This is a genomic window from Methylobacterium tardum, from assembly GCF_023546765.1.
Lineage (GTDB): Bacteria > Pseudomonadota > Alphaproteobacteria > Rhizobiales > Beijerinckiaceae > Methylobacterium > Methylobacterium tardum.
On sequence record NZ_CP097484.1, the window covers coordinates 3,651,374 to 3,665,842 of the forward strand.

The following is a 14,469-nucleotide window of genomic DNA, read 5'->3' on the forward strand; positions in this document are numbered from 1 at the left end:
ACCGGCGGTAGAGCGCGAGCGCGCCGCCGTGCACGGCCAGGACCGCCAACAGGAGGACGGCGACCGTGCGCCCTTCCAGGCTGCGGGCGAGGCCGGCCAGCCCCTCAAGTGCGCCCGACCTTCGCGGCCAGCATGTAGCCGGAGCCGCGCACCGTCTTGATCACCGGGGCCGCGCCCTCGGGCGGTTCGAGCTTGCGCCGGAGGCGGCTGACCAGGGTGTCGACGCTGCGGTCGGATGGCGCGGCGAGGCGCCCGCGGCCCATCTCAAGGATCTGCTCGCGGCCGAGCACCCGCCCGGGATGCTCCAGGAAGACCAGGAGCAGGTCGTGCTCCGCCCCCGACAGGTCCACGGCGGCTCCCTCGGGATCGGTCAGGGCCCGGCTGCGCAGGTCGAGGCGCCAGCCGGCGAAGGACAGCGTCTCCGGCCGCGCCGCGGCGTTGGGAGCCGGCGCGATGGTCGCGCGGCGCAGCACCGCGCGGATGCGGGCCAGCAGCTCCGGCCGTCCGAACGGCTTGGCGATGTAATCGTCGGCGCCGAGCTCCAAGCCAAGGACCCGGTCGGCCTCCTCGTTGCGGGCGCTCAGCATGATGACGGGTACGGTGCCCTTCACCCTGAGGGCCTTGAGCAGGTCGAATCCGGAGGCGCCCGGCAGCATGACGTCGAGCAGGACGAGGTCGACGGGCACCTCGGGCAGGAGCGTCCACATCTCGGCGCCGCTCCGGCAGCCCGTCACGCGGTAGCCGCTCTCCCGAAGGATGCGCGCGACGAGCACGCGCATGCCGTCATCATCCTCGACGAGGAGGATGTGCTCCGTCGGGGAAGCCCCGCCCCGTTCACCGCCCTGCTCCATCAGGCGCCTGTCCCGCCGGCCGGCGAGGGACTGCCCGTCGGGGCCGCGGCAAGGAACCTCTTGGCCGCCGGCCACCAGGGGGCTGTCCGAAGGGGTGCGGCAGGGGAGCCGCAAGGTCGGCCGGCCTCGACGGCCCGAGCCTCGGCCTTGTCCGCGTGTGGCGCCCTCGTCATGAACCCTCCACCGTGTCGGCCGAGGACGGCCCATGCAAGGGCAGGCTTCCCGGCCCTCGACGGGATCGTCGCGCCCTGCCGCGGGGCGCGGTCGCCCCCGAGCCGGCCGACCGAGACCTGTCCCGTTCGCGTCAAACCGTGTCAAGGCCGCCTGTCCGCACTGAAGGCCGTTATCATCGCGGTTCTAGTAGGTCCGAGGACGCTCCCGCCGGTCCCCCCGGGGCGGCCCATCTTGACCACGCCCCTTTCTCGTCGCGACGCCGCATGCCGGTCCTGGCCATGACGCCGTTCCAAACGAACGCGCGGTCGGTGGCCTCCCACCTCATCCGCCCTTCATTGGCGCCCGCGATCCCGATCGGATGAGACCGCGAGCGGAATGCGCGCTCCGCAGGGATTCGGACCTTCCCCCTTGGCTCCATCGCCGCCTGCGGCTTCGTGTGGGTCGCCATTCGGGCCGTCGGGATCGACCCCGGCAATCCCGCCAGCATCATCGAAGGCTTGGCCACCGGCGTAGGCTTCATCGGCGGCGGCGCGGTCCTCCAGCGCGCCCGGCGTACGTCGGGTACGGCCACGGCTGAGAGCTTGTGGGCGACGGGCGCGGTCGGCGCGGCGGCGGTCTCAGGCCTCCACGACGTCGCCCCCATCCTGATCATCGTGATGTTCCTCGCCTGCGCCGACTCGCGCCCCTGAATCGGCCATGGGCGTCGCATCTGCCTGGATCTCCCAATCCGCGGAAGCGATGCGCCGCGCCTATTTCGGCGGGAGCGTCGAAGTGAAGCGGCCCCGGTCCAGAAACCCGTTCCAGCCGTGTTTCTGGACGCGAACGCATGCTATAGGCTTCAGGCCGATGCCAGTCTGGAGAGCTCGCTCGGGACCGTGGCCGTACCGCACAAGCCGGACGCGCCCTTCCGGCAGCCGCAGATCCTGCATCGCGCTCGGGACGACGTCCGCTTCCATCTCGAAAGCTTGAGCGAGCGGGCGGCGGTCGCCGGTGCGCAGCACCTCTACCGGGCGATCGTCGACGTCCTCGGGCTGACGAAGCCGGACGACGTTGGGCGGTGTCTCCATGCCGGATCGCTCTCGCCGAGAGGTTCTGGCAGGCCAGGACACCCGCCCCGATACGCCGCCTTCAAATCACCGCCGTCGCTCGATCTCCGGCATTGCTCGATGGCGGAAGCCCCCGGCATTTACCTTGGTGGCAGCCCGACAGGCGGCCGAACGACACCTGGAGACTCACCCTTCGGCCGGACCAGGATCGGATGCGGGGTACCCCCGGCGGATCGTCGGCTTCTTGAGCCCGGCGCGACACTCAGGAGCGCGGTGGACCTCGCCCCGAACATGGGGCTTGAACCTCTAGTCGGTAGAGGTCGTACACGCCCTGGCGAGGCGACAAGGACCACGTTCCATGAATCCCACACTGGCTACCTCCCGCTACCGCATCGCCGGCATGGACTGCGCCGCCTGTGCGGCCAAGATCACGAACGCCGTGCGCCGCGTGCCCGGCGTCTCCGACGTGTCGGTGTCGGTCACAGCCGGGACGATGACCGTCGAGCATGAGGATGACCCGCATCTCGGAGTCGCCGTGGTCCGCCAGGTCAACGGCCTCGGCGGTTATCGCGCCGCGCCCCTGTCCCAGGCGACTCAGGCCGACGTCGATGGCACCGGCACCCATAGCCATGGCCCCGACAATGCGAACGGGCAGGCCCAGAGCCACGACCATGGGACGCCAGCGGCGGAACCGTGGTGGCAGGGTGCCAAGATCCGCTTGGCAGCCGCGAGCGGCTGCGCCTTTGCACTGGCCTGGCTCGCCGCCAAGGTCGTCCCGGCCTACGAGCCCTGGTTTTACGGCGCCGCCGTCCTCGTCGGGCTCGTCCCCATCGCCCGGCGCGCCTTCGCCGCAGCTCGGTTCGGCACGCCCTTCACCATCGAAAGCCTCATGACGATTGCGGCCGCGGGCGCCCTCGTCATCGGGGCCGCCGAGGAGGCCGCCGCGGTGGTGTTCCTGTTCCTGATCGGCGAGCTGCTGGAGGGCGTGGCGGCCGGCCGGGCCAGGGCCTCGATCCAGGGCCTCGCGGCGCTGGTTCCCAAGACCGCCCTGGTCGAGCGCGACGGCACCACGACCGAGGTGCCCGCCGAGCAGCTGACCGTCGGTTCGGTCATCCTGGTGCGGCCCGGTGACCGCATCGCCGCCGACGGCGAGGTGGCCGAGGGGACCGGCGCCGTCGACGAGGCGCCGGTCACCGGCGAGAGCACGCCCAAGCGCAAGGGGGTGGGCGATGCCGTCTTCGCCGGCACCGTCAACGCGGATGGGGTGCTGCGCGTGCGCGTGACGGCGGCGGCGGCCGACAACACCATCGCGCGGATCGTGCAGCTGGTGGAGGAAGCGCAGGAGGCCAAGGCTCCGACCGAACGTTTCATCGACCGCTTCTCCACCTATTACACACCCGCCGTCGTCGCGGTCGCGGCGCTCGTCGCGGTCGTGCCGCCGCTGGTGTTCGGCGGGGCCTGGGGCGAATGGATCTACAAGGGCTTGGCGATCCTGCTGATCGGCTGCCCCTGCGCGCTGGTCATCTCGACGCCGGCGGCCATCGCCGCTGCCCTCTCGGCCGGCGCCCGGCGCGGCTTGCTGATGAAGGGCGGCACGGTGCTGGAGGGGCTCGGCGCCATCAAGGCCGTGGCCTTCGACAAGACGGGCACCCTGACCGAGGGCAGGCCCAAGGTGACGGACATCGTGGCGATCGGGCGGTCCGAGGACCAGGTGCTGTCCCTCGCCGCGGCGCTGGAGACCGGATCGAGCCACCCGCTGGCGCTCGCCATCCTGGGGCGGGCCAAGGCCGCGGGCGTGCCGGTGCCCCCCGTGAGCGACGCTTCGGCCCTTGGCGGCAAGGGCATCCTCGGCCGGGTCGGCGGCAAGGCGGTGTTCCTCGGCTCGCCGGCCGCGGCGGCGGAACGCGTCACCGTGCCCGAGGAGCACCGAACGCGCATCGCGGCGCTCAACGGCGAGGGAAAGACCGTGTCCGTGCTGCTCGACGGCGACGCGCTCGCCGGCTTCGTCGCGATGCGCGACGAGCCGCGCGCCGACGCACGGGCCGGCATCGAGGCGCTCAGGGCCTCGGGCGTGGAGCCGGTGATGCTGACCGGCGACAACCGGCTGACCGCCGAGGCGATCGGGCGGGATCTGGGCCTCGCGGTGCGGGCCGAGCTGTTGCCGCAGGACAAGCAACGCATCGTCCGCGAGTTGCAGGCGGGCGGCCGGAAGGTCGCCAAGGTCGGGGACGGCATCAACGACGCGCCGGCCCTCGCCGCGGCCGACATCGGCATCGCGATGGGGGGTGGCACCGACGTGGCGCTTGAGACCGCGGACGCGGCGGTGCTGCACGGTCGGGTCACGGATGTGGCCACCATGATCGCGTTGTCGAAGCGGACCATGGGCAACATCCGTCAAAACATCGCGGTCGCGCTGGGGTTGAAGGCGGTATTCCTGGTGACGACCGTGATCGGCGCGACGGGGCTGTGGCCGGCGATCCTGGCCGACACCGGCGCCACCGTGCTCGTCACCATGAACGCGCTTCGGCTCCTAGCACCCATCCGGAGCGCCTGAGACGTGGCGGACCGTCCGCGCCGCTGACTTCCGGCAGTCAGCGTCCGTTGACGGCCGCCCCGTGCGGGTAGCGCCCCGCCTTGGACGAAGGACGTGGCGTCGGAGGGCGCTGCATCGGCCCTCCGCCTCAGCGAGCGATCAGCCGCCTCAGCTTCAGCAGGCGGGTTTCTCTCGGTTCGTGGGGGTCGAGCGCGTTCGCCATCCCGCCCCCAGGGCGCATCAGGTAGGTCGTAGCCGTGTGGTCCATCGTGTAACCGCCGCCCTCGATCGGGACTTTTCGGAAGTAGGCGTGGTAGGCCCTCGCGGCCGCCTCGACCTCCGCGATCGTCCCGGTGAGGCCGACGATGCGCGGGTCGAAGGCCCGGAGGTAGTCGGCGAGGATCTGCTTTGTGTCCCGTTCGGGATCGACCGTGACGAACAAGGCAGTGACCTTGTCCGCATCCGGGCCAAGCGCCGCCAAGAGCTCGGTCATCTCCAAGAGGGCGGTCGGGCACACCTCCGGGCAGTGGGTGAAGCCGAAGAAGACCGCGAGTGGCCTGCCTTCGAAGTCACCATCCGTCAGCACCTCGCCCTTGTGGCTTGTCAGACGGAAAGGGCCTCCGATTTGGGTTCGGTCCGGTGTCGACGCCATCCGCCGTGGCTTCGGCTCGAAGAGGCCGTTGCCGTAGAGGCCAAACGCGACCAGGGCCGCCAGGGAGAGCGTCCAGGGACCGGCCCGCACGATGCGAAGTCTCTTCATCGGAGTTTCCCATGATGCCCGCGCCCTTTTGACCGACCATGCTTCCGGCGGCGCGATGGAGGATCGCGCCGGGGAGGAGGCGACGAATGGGGCAGCGCGGGAGGTGATCTCCGCATCCCCAGGATCGAACAGAGTGGGAGCACGCGGCGATCCTGAAGCAGCATCGCACCGTGAGCGCGCCAGGGACGGGACATGGGACGCTGGAGTGATACTTGTCCTCGCGGGGAGCGGAACGGCAGCTGGCCTGCCTCGAACGATTTGTGTGAGGAGCTCTCGCATCGGAAGAGGCGATCGGCGTTTGCCGCAGAGATCGGCCGTAGCACCTGTCGGGCTATCCGATGCAGCCCGCTCCGGGCTGCTGGCCTCGATGGGTTCGGCAAACAGGGGCTCGATCTGCGCATTGGGCTATGTCCCGCCGAAGCTGAGACGCGCTACTTTGCTCCAGCCGAGGTGCGAGCCTCGGCCGCCCGACCCAAACCAAAACGTCTCCGGGAAACCTGGGCCGGTTCACGCAATCCGCGGGCGGCACTCGTCCGGAGCCATGAGGAGGCGATGGCAATGAGCGGCAGCGATGAGCGGCCGATAGACACGCTCGTGATCGGCGGTGGCCCTGCCGGGCTGACGGCAGCGATCTATCTCGCCCGCTACCACCGGACGGTTGCGGTCGTCGACGACGGCAACAGCCGGGCCAAATGGATCCCGCGCTCGCACAATCACGCCGGCTTTCCCGACGGCATCGGCGGGGAAGAACTCCTGGCGCGCATGTCGGCGCAGGCCGGACGCTACGGCTCTCGGTTCGTGAGGGGCCGCATCGACGTGATCGAGGGGCATCCCGGCCGCTTTCTCGCGCGGGGAGACGGCATCGCCCTGGTGGCACGCACCCTCATCCTCGCGACCGGAACCGTGAACCGGCGGCCAGACGTCGATCCGGACACGCACCGACGGGCCCTCGATCGCGGCCAGCTCCGGTACTGTCCGGTCTGCGACGGCTTCGAAGCAACGAGCCAGGCGATCGGCGTCATCGGCGCTGACGCGCGCGGCGTCGCGGAGGCCTTGTTCCTACGCACCTACTCCGCTGACGTCACGCTTCTCCCGACCGGCCCGATGGAGATCACGGCCGGCGACCGCTCGCTTCTCGAACGGGCCGGCGTCGCGATGGAGGCACGTCCGCTGGCGCGGCTTGTCTTCGACGACGACCGCGTCACCGCGCTTTTGGAAGGTGGCGGCGAGCGCCGCTTCGACACCGTCTACCCCGCGCTGGGATCGGACTCGAACGACGGCCTCGCGCACGCGCTCGGGCTGGAGATGGGAGACGGCTGCTGCATCGCGGTCGACCAGAAGCAGCGCACGAGCCGCGAGGGCATCTATGCCGCGGGCGACATCGTCTACGCTCTCGATCAGATCAGCGTCGCCATGGGCCACGCCGCGATTGCGGCGACGACCCTGCACAACGATCTGCGCGCGCAGGAAGGCCGTAGTCAGCCGGGCCTTCCCTGACAATGCTCATTGCCAACCTCTTCATGATGGCGGTTGAAGCGTCGGGCGCGCAGGTGCAGTGCTTCGGGATGACCGATGCTCGGCAGATCGGCTGGACGGCGGTCATAGCGGTTGTGAGGGGCTGAGCTGGTTGCGCCGCTGGGGGGGACAGCGCCCCTGCACACGGCGCGCTCGGGCGACGACCTCGACACGACCGTCGCTCCGGATGAGGCCTTCGATGGTGGAGCATGGCAGGGATGGGGACAGGATCATCTCACCTCGTGAAGCAGCCCGTGCCCCCCTCGCAGCAACCTTGCCACCCGAGAGGCGAGTGAACCACCGAGCCGCTACTGCTGGCGGATTACCCCGCGCCGGCCGTTGGCTGGGGCATCCGGCAGATCGCGCTGGAGGAATTGGCGGTCGCGAACATGGTGTGCCCGGCCTCCGGCGCCATGCCTGAGCCAGGCACGCACATGGCGCAGAAGGAATGGATGAACCGGTCCATCCAGGACGCGGGCTGGGGGACGTTGACCGGGATGGTCCGCTACAAGGCCGCGAGAGCCGGTGCCGCGCTGATCCTGGTCGATGCGTAGAGCACGCCCGCCGAGTGCGGGTGGTGCGGCGCGGCTCCGCCGGCGCCGCTGCCCGTGCGGGGCGGACGAGCACCGTGACGTCAATGCGGCCAGGGTGATCCTCGGCCGTGGTCGCGCGGCGAAGGCCGCTGGCGAAGGGGTCACCCTCGGGGGCGCCGACGCGGGCCGTCGGGCCGTGCGTCGCCCCGGGATGCACGGCCCGGCGTGAACCGCGCCGGAGACCGGCGGGCGAGGTCATCGGCCTCAAATGACGACTGACCCGAAAAGACCCTCGTGCCCACCGAGATGCCGGAGCCGGCGGGCAGCGTCCGACTTCCGGATGGCGAGCTCCCCGATCCTGAGCACGCCGAGCCGGTCGGGCGCGTGGCGGGGCGGGCTGTGCGGGTCCGCCTCGCCGGCCCGCACCGGCGGCCTATCCCTTGAACGCTGTGTTGAGCTGTAGGGTCGCGAACGTCACGATCGATAGGATCGCGGCGATGTCGTAGAGCCCGTAGCCGACGGCTGCCCCGAGCGCACCCGTCGCCCACAGGCTCGCCGCAGTGGCGGTGCCGGAGGTTCCCCCGGCGCGCTTGAGGATCGCGCCGCCGCCGATGAAGCCGACGCCGGTGATGAGACCCTCGATGATCCGCGCCTGACCAGCCGAATCCTGGCCCAGCACTCGGATGGCGACGATCACGAAGCCGCAACTGGCGATCGCCACGAGCGGGAAGGTGCGCAGCCCTGCGCTCCGAGCCTCATGCTCGCGGTTCCAGCCGATAGGCAGGGCCAGGGCGTACGCGACCGCGAGGGCGATGAGGTGGGAGGCGACCTCCCAAAGGTCGAAGTTGCGTCCTGGCATTCGGTCCCCCTGCCCGACCGGGCGATCCGTCTACGACCTCAGGACGACGAGCGTCGCCTTCTCGATCCGCGCGAAGACGGCGATCACATACACGTACTTCGGGCAGGCCCCTACCGCGGAGCAAAGCCCCATGCGCTCGGCCATCGCGAACCCCGAGGCCCCCTTGCGGGCGGAGCTGGCAGTCACATCACGGCACCGCCCGATCCCAATGGGGGCGGCCGAGCGACCGTCCCGTTAGGTGGATGTTTCCGATGGCACTTCCGTATCGCCGGGCGCGGCATTCGGCTTCCCGGCCTCCCGCACGGACGACCGCAGCGCATCGCGAATGTCCTCGTCATCGGGGAGCGGATCGTAGCGACCGTTGCGGTGGCGGTAGAGGCGACAGGTCAAGGCGGCGGGCTCATCGCCGACCGGCGCGATGTCGCGGCCATCGACACGGATCGTGGGCGAGCCGACAAAGTTCTCGTCCCTCGCCTCCCGCAAGACCAAGATCTCGCGCAATTCGATGGCCTGTGGATCCAAGCCGAACTCCGGCAGGAGGCGGCGCAGCTGGGTCAAAGCCTCCGCGTGAGACGGGCAGTCCTCCCAGTAAAGCAGTGCGACATGCGGCGGGGTCATCGCTCGCTCCCGCCAGGACCGGACCCGAGGGTCCACTTCACGGTGCAACCGACGGGTTTGGTCTCAGGGACTGCCACATCCCTTCCGGCGAGCACGGCGTCCAGGGCGGCGCGCAGCCATCCGGCGTCGCGGGATGGGTCGCGGTGGTCCTCATCCGGCGCACCGTGATAGGCGACCCGTCCGTCGGCATCGAGCACGAACGCCTCTGGGGTATGGCGTACGCCCCATGCCCGAGCAACTTCCTGGCCGGCGTCCATCAGGTAGGGACTGGCCATTTCCCCGGCCGTCACCCGATGTCTGCAGGCATCCAGCGTGTCATGGGGGGAAACGATCGGGTCGTTCGCGTTGATCTGCAGGACGCGGACCAACAGATCATAATCACGCGCCACGTTTTGTATGCGCTCATGCCAGGCAAGTGCCCAGGGGCAGTGGTTGCAGGTCCAGACGATCAGGGTGGCCGGGACCCGCCCTCCGTGCAACGACGTCGACCGGTCGCTCGTATCGCGCAGCACGAACGGCGGGGCACGATCCCCCACGCGGAGGGCAGGCTTGAGATCAGCAGGCTCCTTGTGGTGCGGCGAAGGCTCCAGATGTTGGATGCGCCCGTCGTCTCCGAGAGTGAAGGCGACATCGAGCGCCGAGAGGCCGTTGGGACCAGTGCGCCCATCCGCCCCGCCGGTGAACCTCGCGCGAAGGGCCAGCCTCGTGGCGGTTGCGGCGGGCAACAGGCGCCATTCCAGCGCCTGCATCGCAGGTCCGGCCGGCATCCGCGCTTGGTGAGCCAAGACCGCATCGATGCCGACGACCGTCTGGCCGGCAAAGGTCAGTCTCACGTCGTCGCTCAGCGCGGAACGGCGGGCGGCATCGGCCGAGGGCCCGGTCTGCCCGAGGGCGTTCATCCATGCGGCGACGGCAGTCGGGAGCTTGTCAGGCAACACCATGGTTCGAATCTCCTCGTGGGACACGTCGCTGGTCTGGGTCAGCCGCCCCATCGCTCGGAGCCGTCCCGGTCGTTGCGCCAAGGGGCGTCACGACCGACGCGACACAGGGTGATGGCGAACAGTTGGACCGACGATCCATCGAGCGAGTAGACGCTGTCCTTGCAGGCAAAGTCGGCGCTTCCGGTCTCGCGCTGCACCAAGACTTGCCCCGTGACGGGACTGGTCCAAGGCAGAAGGGGCTTGGCCGTCCAAGCGGCCGTGGCTCCGGGCGGGAGATCGGCGACTGCGCTGCTGATGGCGGCCATCTCTCCGGCGTGTATCAGGCGCTGCCAAAGTCGGCCCGCGGCACCGACGACGGGTAACGGCACCAGCAGCACCGCCGGGATCAAAAAACGGAAACGTCCTTGCGGCAACACGACCCTTAACCTAGCGAATGAACGTTGCCTCGATGCGACGCGGCCCCGGTACCGCCGATCCCGCGGTCCAACTCGCGCCGCACGAGTCGGCTGACCTCCGCGCGAGACGCTCCCTTGGCCCGGTGCGGGGAACGATCCGATGCCTGCGGCACACCCGACGGCATACCGGCGTCCCTGCGCGACCGCCAATCGTCATTGATGCAGGCTGTGATCAGGATCGATGATCAACCTTGAGCTTCGGCACCTACGATCGTTCGTCTGTCTCGCCGAGGAACTACACTTCGCGCGAGCCGCCGCACGCCTCAACATCGTGCAGCCGGCGCTCAGCGCGCAGATCCGCGGCATGGAGGGCATGCTCGGCGTTGAGTTGTTCGATAGAGGCCGACACAAGGTGGCGTTGACCGAACCAGGGCGCCTCTTGCTGGCCGAGGCCCGCGCAACCCTGGCGCAGGCCCAACACAGTATCGAGGTCGTTCAGCGCGCCGGGCGCGGGGAGGCCGGCCACCTACGGATCGGCTACACCGGCGCCGCTGCGTACTCGGGACTGATGTCGCGCCTGGTCCGCGATTTCCGCCGACGCGCGCCCGCCGTCACCTTCGGCTTCGAGGAGCTGTATCCGACGCTGCAACGCGATGCGCTCCTGGCAAGCCGCATCGACATGGGACTGATGGTGTTCCTGCCCTCGTTCCGCGACGAGCGGCTGGCCCATCGCGTGATCGAGCATTGGTCGCTGGTGGTTGCGCTGCCTGCCACCCATCCGCTCGTGTCCTGCGATCGGATCCGCCCCGATCAACTTCAAGGAGATGCGTTCGTCGTCTACGCGGCGCACGGCGGGGAACTCGGCGGGGAAGTTTTGGACCGGATCGGTGTGGTGCCGACCGACGTCCATAGAGCCGCAACCGTGACCTCGCTCCTTGCCCTCGTTGCAGCCGGGCTTGGCCTTGCCGTCGTTCCCTCGGGTTTGGCAATCAGCACGACCGCCGACGTTGTTTTCCGATCCCTCGACTTATCGATTCCACCGCTGGAGGTTTCAGTCGTCTATGACGCGACGACCATGGTCCCGGCCCTGATGAATTTCATCAATGCATTCACATGACGGTCGCTGGCGAACGTTTCCGGCACAAAGACGCTCACTTCGCCATGTCAGCGAGATTCCTCGCAGGGATTGTATGTCGGAAGCGGGAAGATCGATTGGGTCGGTTGTCGTGATGAAAGCCGATCGCGGCCGCGATCGGCGACAGGTGGCATCAGCCCTCGACCTCGGCCATTAGCCCTTCAACCGATCCGGCGGCGCTCGGCCGCGGCATCGGGATGATCGTGGCGACTTTTCTCGGGTTCGGGGCGGTCGCTGCGAGACGGAACTCGTATCGCGGTCGGTTCGGTCCTCGCAACCGCAGGCAATCCAAGCTTCACGCAGCAAGCCCTGCCGGCCTCGTCGTGGGCGACATTCCGACGGACACGTCCGCGTCCCACAAGCCAAGCCGGCGCGTCGTCGGCATCGTTCTCGGCCCTGACCCCGGTGGACGTATCTTACGAGTACCGTCGCTCACGGTACAGGGTGCATCGTTTCGAGTCCTGTCTCAGTTTGAACCAGCCCGCGGGCCGGCGCTCCTGCGATTCCGTCCCACTTCCCGGACGCGCATGCGCGGCGGGGTCTGCGGCCCAGGCGACACCACGGACTGGTGGCCGGGGCCCGGCCGGGCGGATCCTCGCCCGCGAGCATGAGGCCGCGGGCGGGATCGGCGCCCCCTCGCAGTTCGGTTTCCCGGTCCCCGCTGGCCATCCGCGACGATTTGCCGATGAGTTGGCGTCGGGGGAGCCCAACGCAGGAGGTGACCTGTCGCCGCTCGCGGAACCTTTGTCGTCCCCCCGGAACGGGTGGGCGTCGGCCCCGGGGCAGACATGGCTCGCCCTTCAGAGATCTGCTGGCGGATCCCGGTCGGCGTCAGGCGCCCCCCTGATCGCGGAGATCGGAACCCATGCGGCGCCCGGGAACGGGCCGCACGACGGGTGACGGGCGGCCGGCAGCGGGCGAGCCTCGCCCGCGGGGCCTCATCCCACCAGCTCGTCGAGAAGAAGCAGCAGCAGGAAGCCGACGAAGAACATGGCGGTCACCCAGGGACGGTCCTCGGACTCGTGCGCCTCGACCAGCAGTTCCTCGGTGACGAGGTAAAGCAGCGCGATCAAGCCGAAGGCCAGGAAGCCGCCTTGGACGGGGGCGGGCATGGAGCCCACGGGACCGCCGAGCAGGGCGCCGAGCGGCAGCAGCAGGACGAGACCCGCCGTCGCGCCGACCACCTTCCACTTCGATGCGCCGCCCTCGCCGAGCTCGCTGGCCACCGTGAGGCCCAGGAACAGCACCTCGACGGTGAGAGCCACGGTGAGCAGGAAGCCGGCCCTCGCGGCGGATGCGAAGGCGATGCCCAGCACGAGGCCGTCCACCAGGATGTCGATGCCGGTCACGGTCAGCAGCCCCACCGGCCCGGCCGCCCGCCGCTCCAGCATGCGGACCCCGAGCATCGCCGCCACGCCGACGGCGCCCCCGACCAGCGTGGCCCAAGGGGAGCCGACATGCTTCAGGTCTGGCAGGATCTCGCCGGCGGCAGCGGCGAACACCACCCCCGCCGCGAGATGCTGGATGGCGCTGACGAAGACGGCCCCCGGCCGCAGGTTGGCCGCGATCGCGGCCCCGAGGATGGCCGCCGCGGCCGGGATCAGCGTGTAGATCCAGGCTTGCATCGTGGCCTCACGCGGCGCCGTTCGGGCGGGCGGCGACGGGCCCGTCGTTGCACCCGAAGCGCTGCCCCTCGCCCCCGCGGAACTTCCGCCGGGCCTGCCGCGGGACCTGTGCGGACGTGGCCGGCGAGATGCCGGCCCTCGTCCTGGCGACCGCGAGGCCGGTCCACGCGCTCGACGGGTCGCGGAGGCAGTGCGCCGCGGCCGCGGCGTCCCCATCGTGCCGGAACGGCCCGGCAGCAGGCGCGCCCGTTGGCCCGCAGGCACGGCCGATCGGGTCCGCGTCGCGGCAGAGGCTGGCCATGTCACGCTCCCTTCCGAGGTCGAGCCGCGAGCCCTAGATCATCCAATGGCCGGTGGGGCAAGCCTCCCGGGCCGTGCGGGAAGCGAAATGAATCGAGCGACCCCGGCGCCATCGCGCCGGGGTCGCTCGGTCTTCCACGTCGCATCCTTCCCGGCCTCGCCCCACCTCGTCGCGTGCCCGATGCGCGATCGCCGCCGCGACGGAGATTCCCGGCGCGGCCTGGCTTGAGCCGGGGATCGATCCCGCGCCGACGCCGATGCCGTTCGTCACCTTCCTGCGGGTGCCGCTGCGAGAACCCGGCCGCGTCTTCGACCTGGCCCGCATCCGCGGGGCCCTGCTGGCCGCCGCCTCCTCGTCGGTGCCGCTGTCGGGCACGGCCCCCGATCTGGTATCTGCCAGCCGACCCGATGCTGCCCGCCGGCCTTCCGATCTACCGGTTCCGGGATTTGGCGACGGTCTACGGCACTGCCTGCCAGGAGCCGATCCAGGGGGAGTTCGGCGACGGCATCATGTCGGCGATCGGCTCTGGACATGGACGTGGCTCAGAAGGCCAAGAACGAGCGCGACCGCGTGCGGCCCAGGATGTCGGGGAAGCTCCCGCTATACAAGCGTCACGGCGACGACGACACCTCGAATGCGGTTTCAAGGAGGACCAGGGACGCGGGTCCGGCCGGCGGCTGGCGAGCCGTCGCGCCGGTCATATCGAGGCGGCGGGCCCACTCCGTCCCACCAGGCATCCCGGTCGGGATATGCGTCATGACGGTCGAAATCGACAAGGACCCGTCGGCCGCCCCACGAACCCGCCGAGGCATGGAAGTGAATGAGGTGCGTCGGTTCGGCGGGGCGACACTCGACATCTTAGCCGAGACTAACAATCACAGTCCGGCCCAAGAAAATGCGGCCTAACTTGCTCATCCGTCAATCGGATTCATGATTTTTGGGCTTGACCGCCTCGGCCCTTCGTTTACTGGAATGCCGTCGCCGGCGCGCCTGTGCCGCCCGCGTCGCACACCGGAACCCTCTCCACCCCATGCCCAGCGACAGTCACAGTCGATCGACTGTGCCGCGCGCCGGCTAGGTCGCACGGACTCGCCCTGGAAGGGTGAACCCGGGACCGGCCGCACGCGCGGCCCGTCCCAGGAGACCCTCATGTCCATCGTCCATCTCGCGTGGGCCGCGTCCG

General features: G+C 69.8%; 13 protein-coding genes and 1 pseudogene. 5 read left to right on the forward strand and 9 right to left on the reverse strand.

Going from position 1 to position 14,469, the window contains the following annotated elements; translation table 11 throughout:
- Positions 1–104 precede the first annotated feature (104 nt).
- A complete protein-coding gene (locus tag M6G65_RS17475) occupies positions 105–851 on the reverse strand; it encodes a response regulator transcription factor (protein ID WP_024828438.1) in 747 nt (248 codons plus the stop codon).
- Between the two features lie 590 nt (positions 852–1,441).
- Between M6G65_RS17475 and M6G65_RS17480 the strand changes: the two genes are divergently transcribed.
- Positions 1,442–1,714, forward strand: a complete 273-nt coding sequence (locus M6G65_RS17480) for an MgtC/SapB family protein (protein ID WP_236962061.1) — start codon at positions 1,442–1,444, stop codon at positions 1,712–1,714.
- 63 nt (positions 1,715–1,777) lie between these two features.
- Here M6G65_RS17480 and M6G65_RS17485 read toward each other — a convergent pair.
- A pseudogene (locus tag M6G65_RS17485) lies at positions 1,778–2,092 on the reverse strand (IS256 family transposase); the annotation flags it as partial.
- 337 nt (positions 2,093–2,429) lie between these two features.
- On the opposite strand from M6G65_RS17485, the gene M6G65_RS17490 reads away from it, so the two are divergent.
- Positions 2,430–4,625, forward strand: a complete 2,196-nt coding sequence (locus tag M6G65_RS17490) for a heavy metal translocating P-type ATPase (RefSeq protein WP_071000281.1) — start codon at positions 2,430–2,432, stop codon at positions 4,623–4,625.
- A 127-nt stretch (positions 4,626–4,752) separates the two neighbouring features.
- Here the strand turns inward: M6G65_RS17490 and M6G65_RS17495 are convergent, their stop codons facing one another.
- Entirely contained in the window at positions 4,753–5,364 is a 612-nt protein-coding gene (locus tag M6G65_RS17495) for an SCO family protein (protein ID WP_024828449.1), read from the reverse strand.
- A gap of 450 nt (positions 5,365–5,814) precedes the next feature.
- Between M6G65_RS17495 and M6G65_RS17500 the strand changes: the two genes are divergently transcribed.
- The gene (locus M6G65_RS17500; RefSeq protein WP_250102631.1) at positions 5,815–6,861 is read left to right on the forward strand and encodes an NAD(P)/FAD-dependent oxidoreductase; all 1,047 of its coding nucleotides are present in this window, start codon (positions 5,815–5,817) and stop codon (positions 6,859–6,861) included.
- 984 nt (positions 6,862–7,845) lie between these two features.
- Here the strand turns inward: M6G65_RS17500 and M6G65_RS17505 are convergent.
- The 4 genes from M6G65_RS17505 to M6G65_RS17520 form a co-directional block, all read right to left on the reverse strand.
- On the reverse strand, positions 7,846–8,271 hold the full coding sequence (locus M6G65_RS17505; RefSeq protein ID WP_043075188.1) for an MgtC/SapB family protein: 426 nt from the start codon (positions 8,269–8,271) through the stop codon (positions 7,846–7,848).
- A 234-nt stretch (positions 8,272–8,505) separates the two neighbouring features.
- Positions 8,506–8,889: a DF family (seleno)protein gene (locus M6G65_RS17510; RefSeq protein ID WP_024828456.1), complete on the reverse strand. Its 384-nt coding sequence runs from the start codon at positions 8,887–8,889 to the stop codon at positions 8,506–8,508.
- Entirely contained in the window at positions 8,886–9,881 is a 996-nt protein-coding gene (locus M6G65_RS17515) for a thioredoxin family protein (protein ID WP_052516998.1), read from the reverse strand. Before M6G65_RS17515 ends, M6G65_RS17510 begins: the two co-directional genes overlap by 4 nt.
- Positions 9,869–10,246 carry a hypothetical protein gene (locus M6G65_RS17520; protein ID WP_124262951.1) on the reverse strand — a complete coding sequence of 126 codons (378 nt, stop codon included), beginning with the start codon at positions 10,244–10,246 and terminating at the stop codon, positions 9,869–9,871. The genes M6G65_RS17515 and M6G65_RS17520 overlap by 13 nt, the downstream gene beginning before the upstream one ends.
- Positions 10,247–10,466: 220 nt before the next feature.
- On the opposite strand from M6G65_RS17520, the gene M6G65_RS17525 reads away from it, so the two are divergent.
- The gene (locus tag M6G65_RS17525; protein ID WP_238195014.1) at positions 10,467–11,342 is read left to right on the forward strand and encodes a LysR substrate-binding domain-containing protein; all 876 of its coding nucleotides are present in this window, start codon (positions 10,467–10,469) and stop codon (positions 11,340–11,342) included.
- A 956-nt stretch (positions 11,343–12,298) separates the two neighbouring features.
- On the opposite strand, the gene M6G65_RS17530 is transcribed toward M6G65_RS17525, so the two are convergent.
- Together M6G65_RS17530 and M6G65_RS17535 are read right to left on the reverse strand one after the other, a co-directional pair.
- A complete protein-coding gene (locus M6G65_RS17530) occupies positions 12,299–12,985 on the reverse strand; it encodes a ZIP family metal transporter (RefSeq protein WP_071000280.1) in 687 nt (228 codons plus the stop codon).
- A gap of 7 nt (positions 12,986–12,992) precedes the next feature.
- A complete protein-coding gene (locus M6G65_RS17535; protein WP_043075190.1) occupies positions 12,993–13,286 on the reverse strand; it encodes a hypothetical protein in 294 nt (97 codons plus the stop codon).
- 407 nt (positions 13,287–13,693) lie between these two features.
- On the opposite strand from M6G65_RS17535, the gene M6G65_RS17540 reads away from it, so the two are divergent.
- Entirely contained in the window at positions 13,694–14,110 is a 417-nt protein-coding gene (locus M6G65_RS17540) for a cyanase (RefSeq protein WP_250102632.1), read from the forward strand.
- The last annotated feature ends 359 nt before the right edge of the window (positions 14,111–14,469 follow it).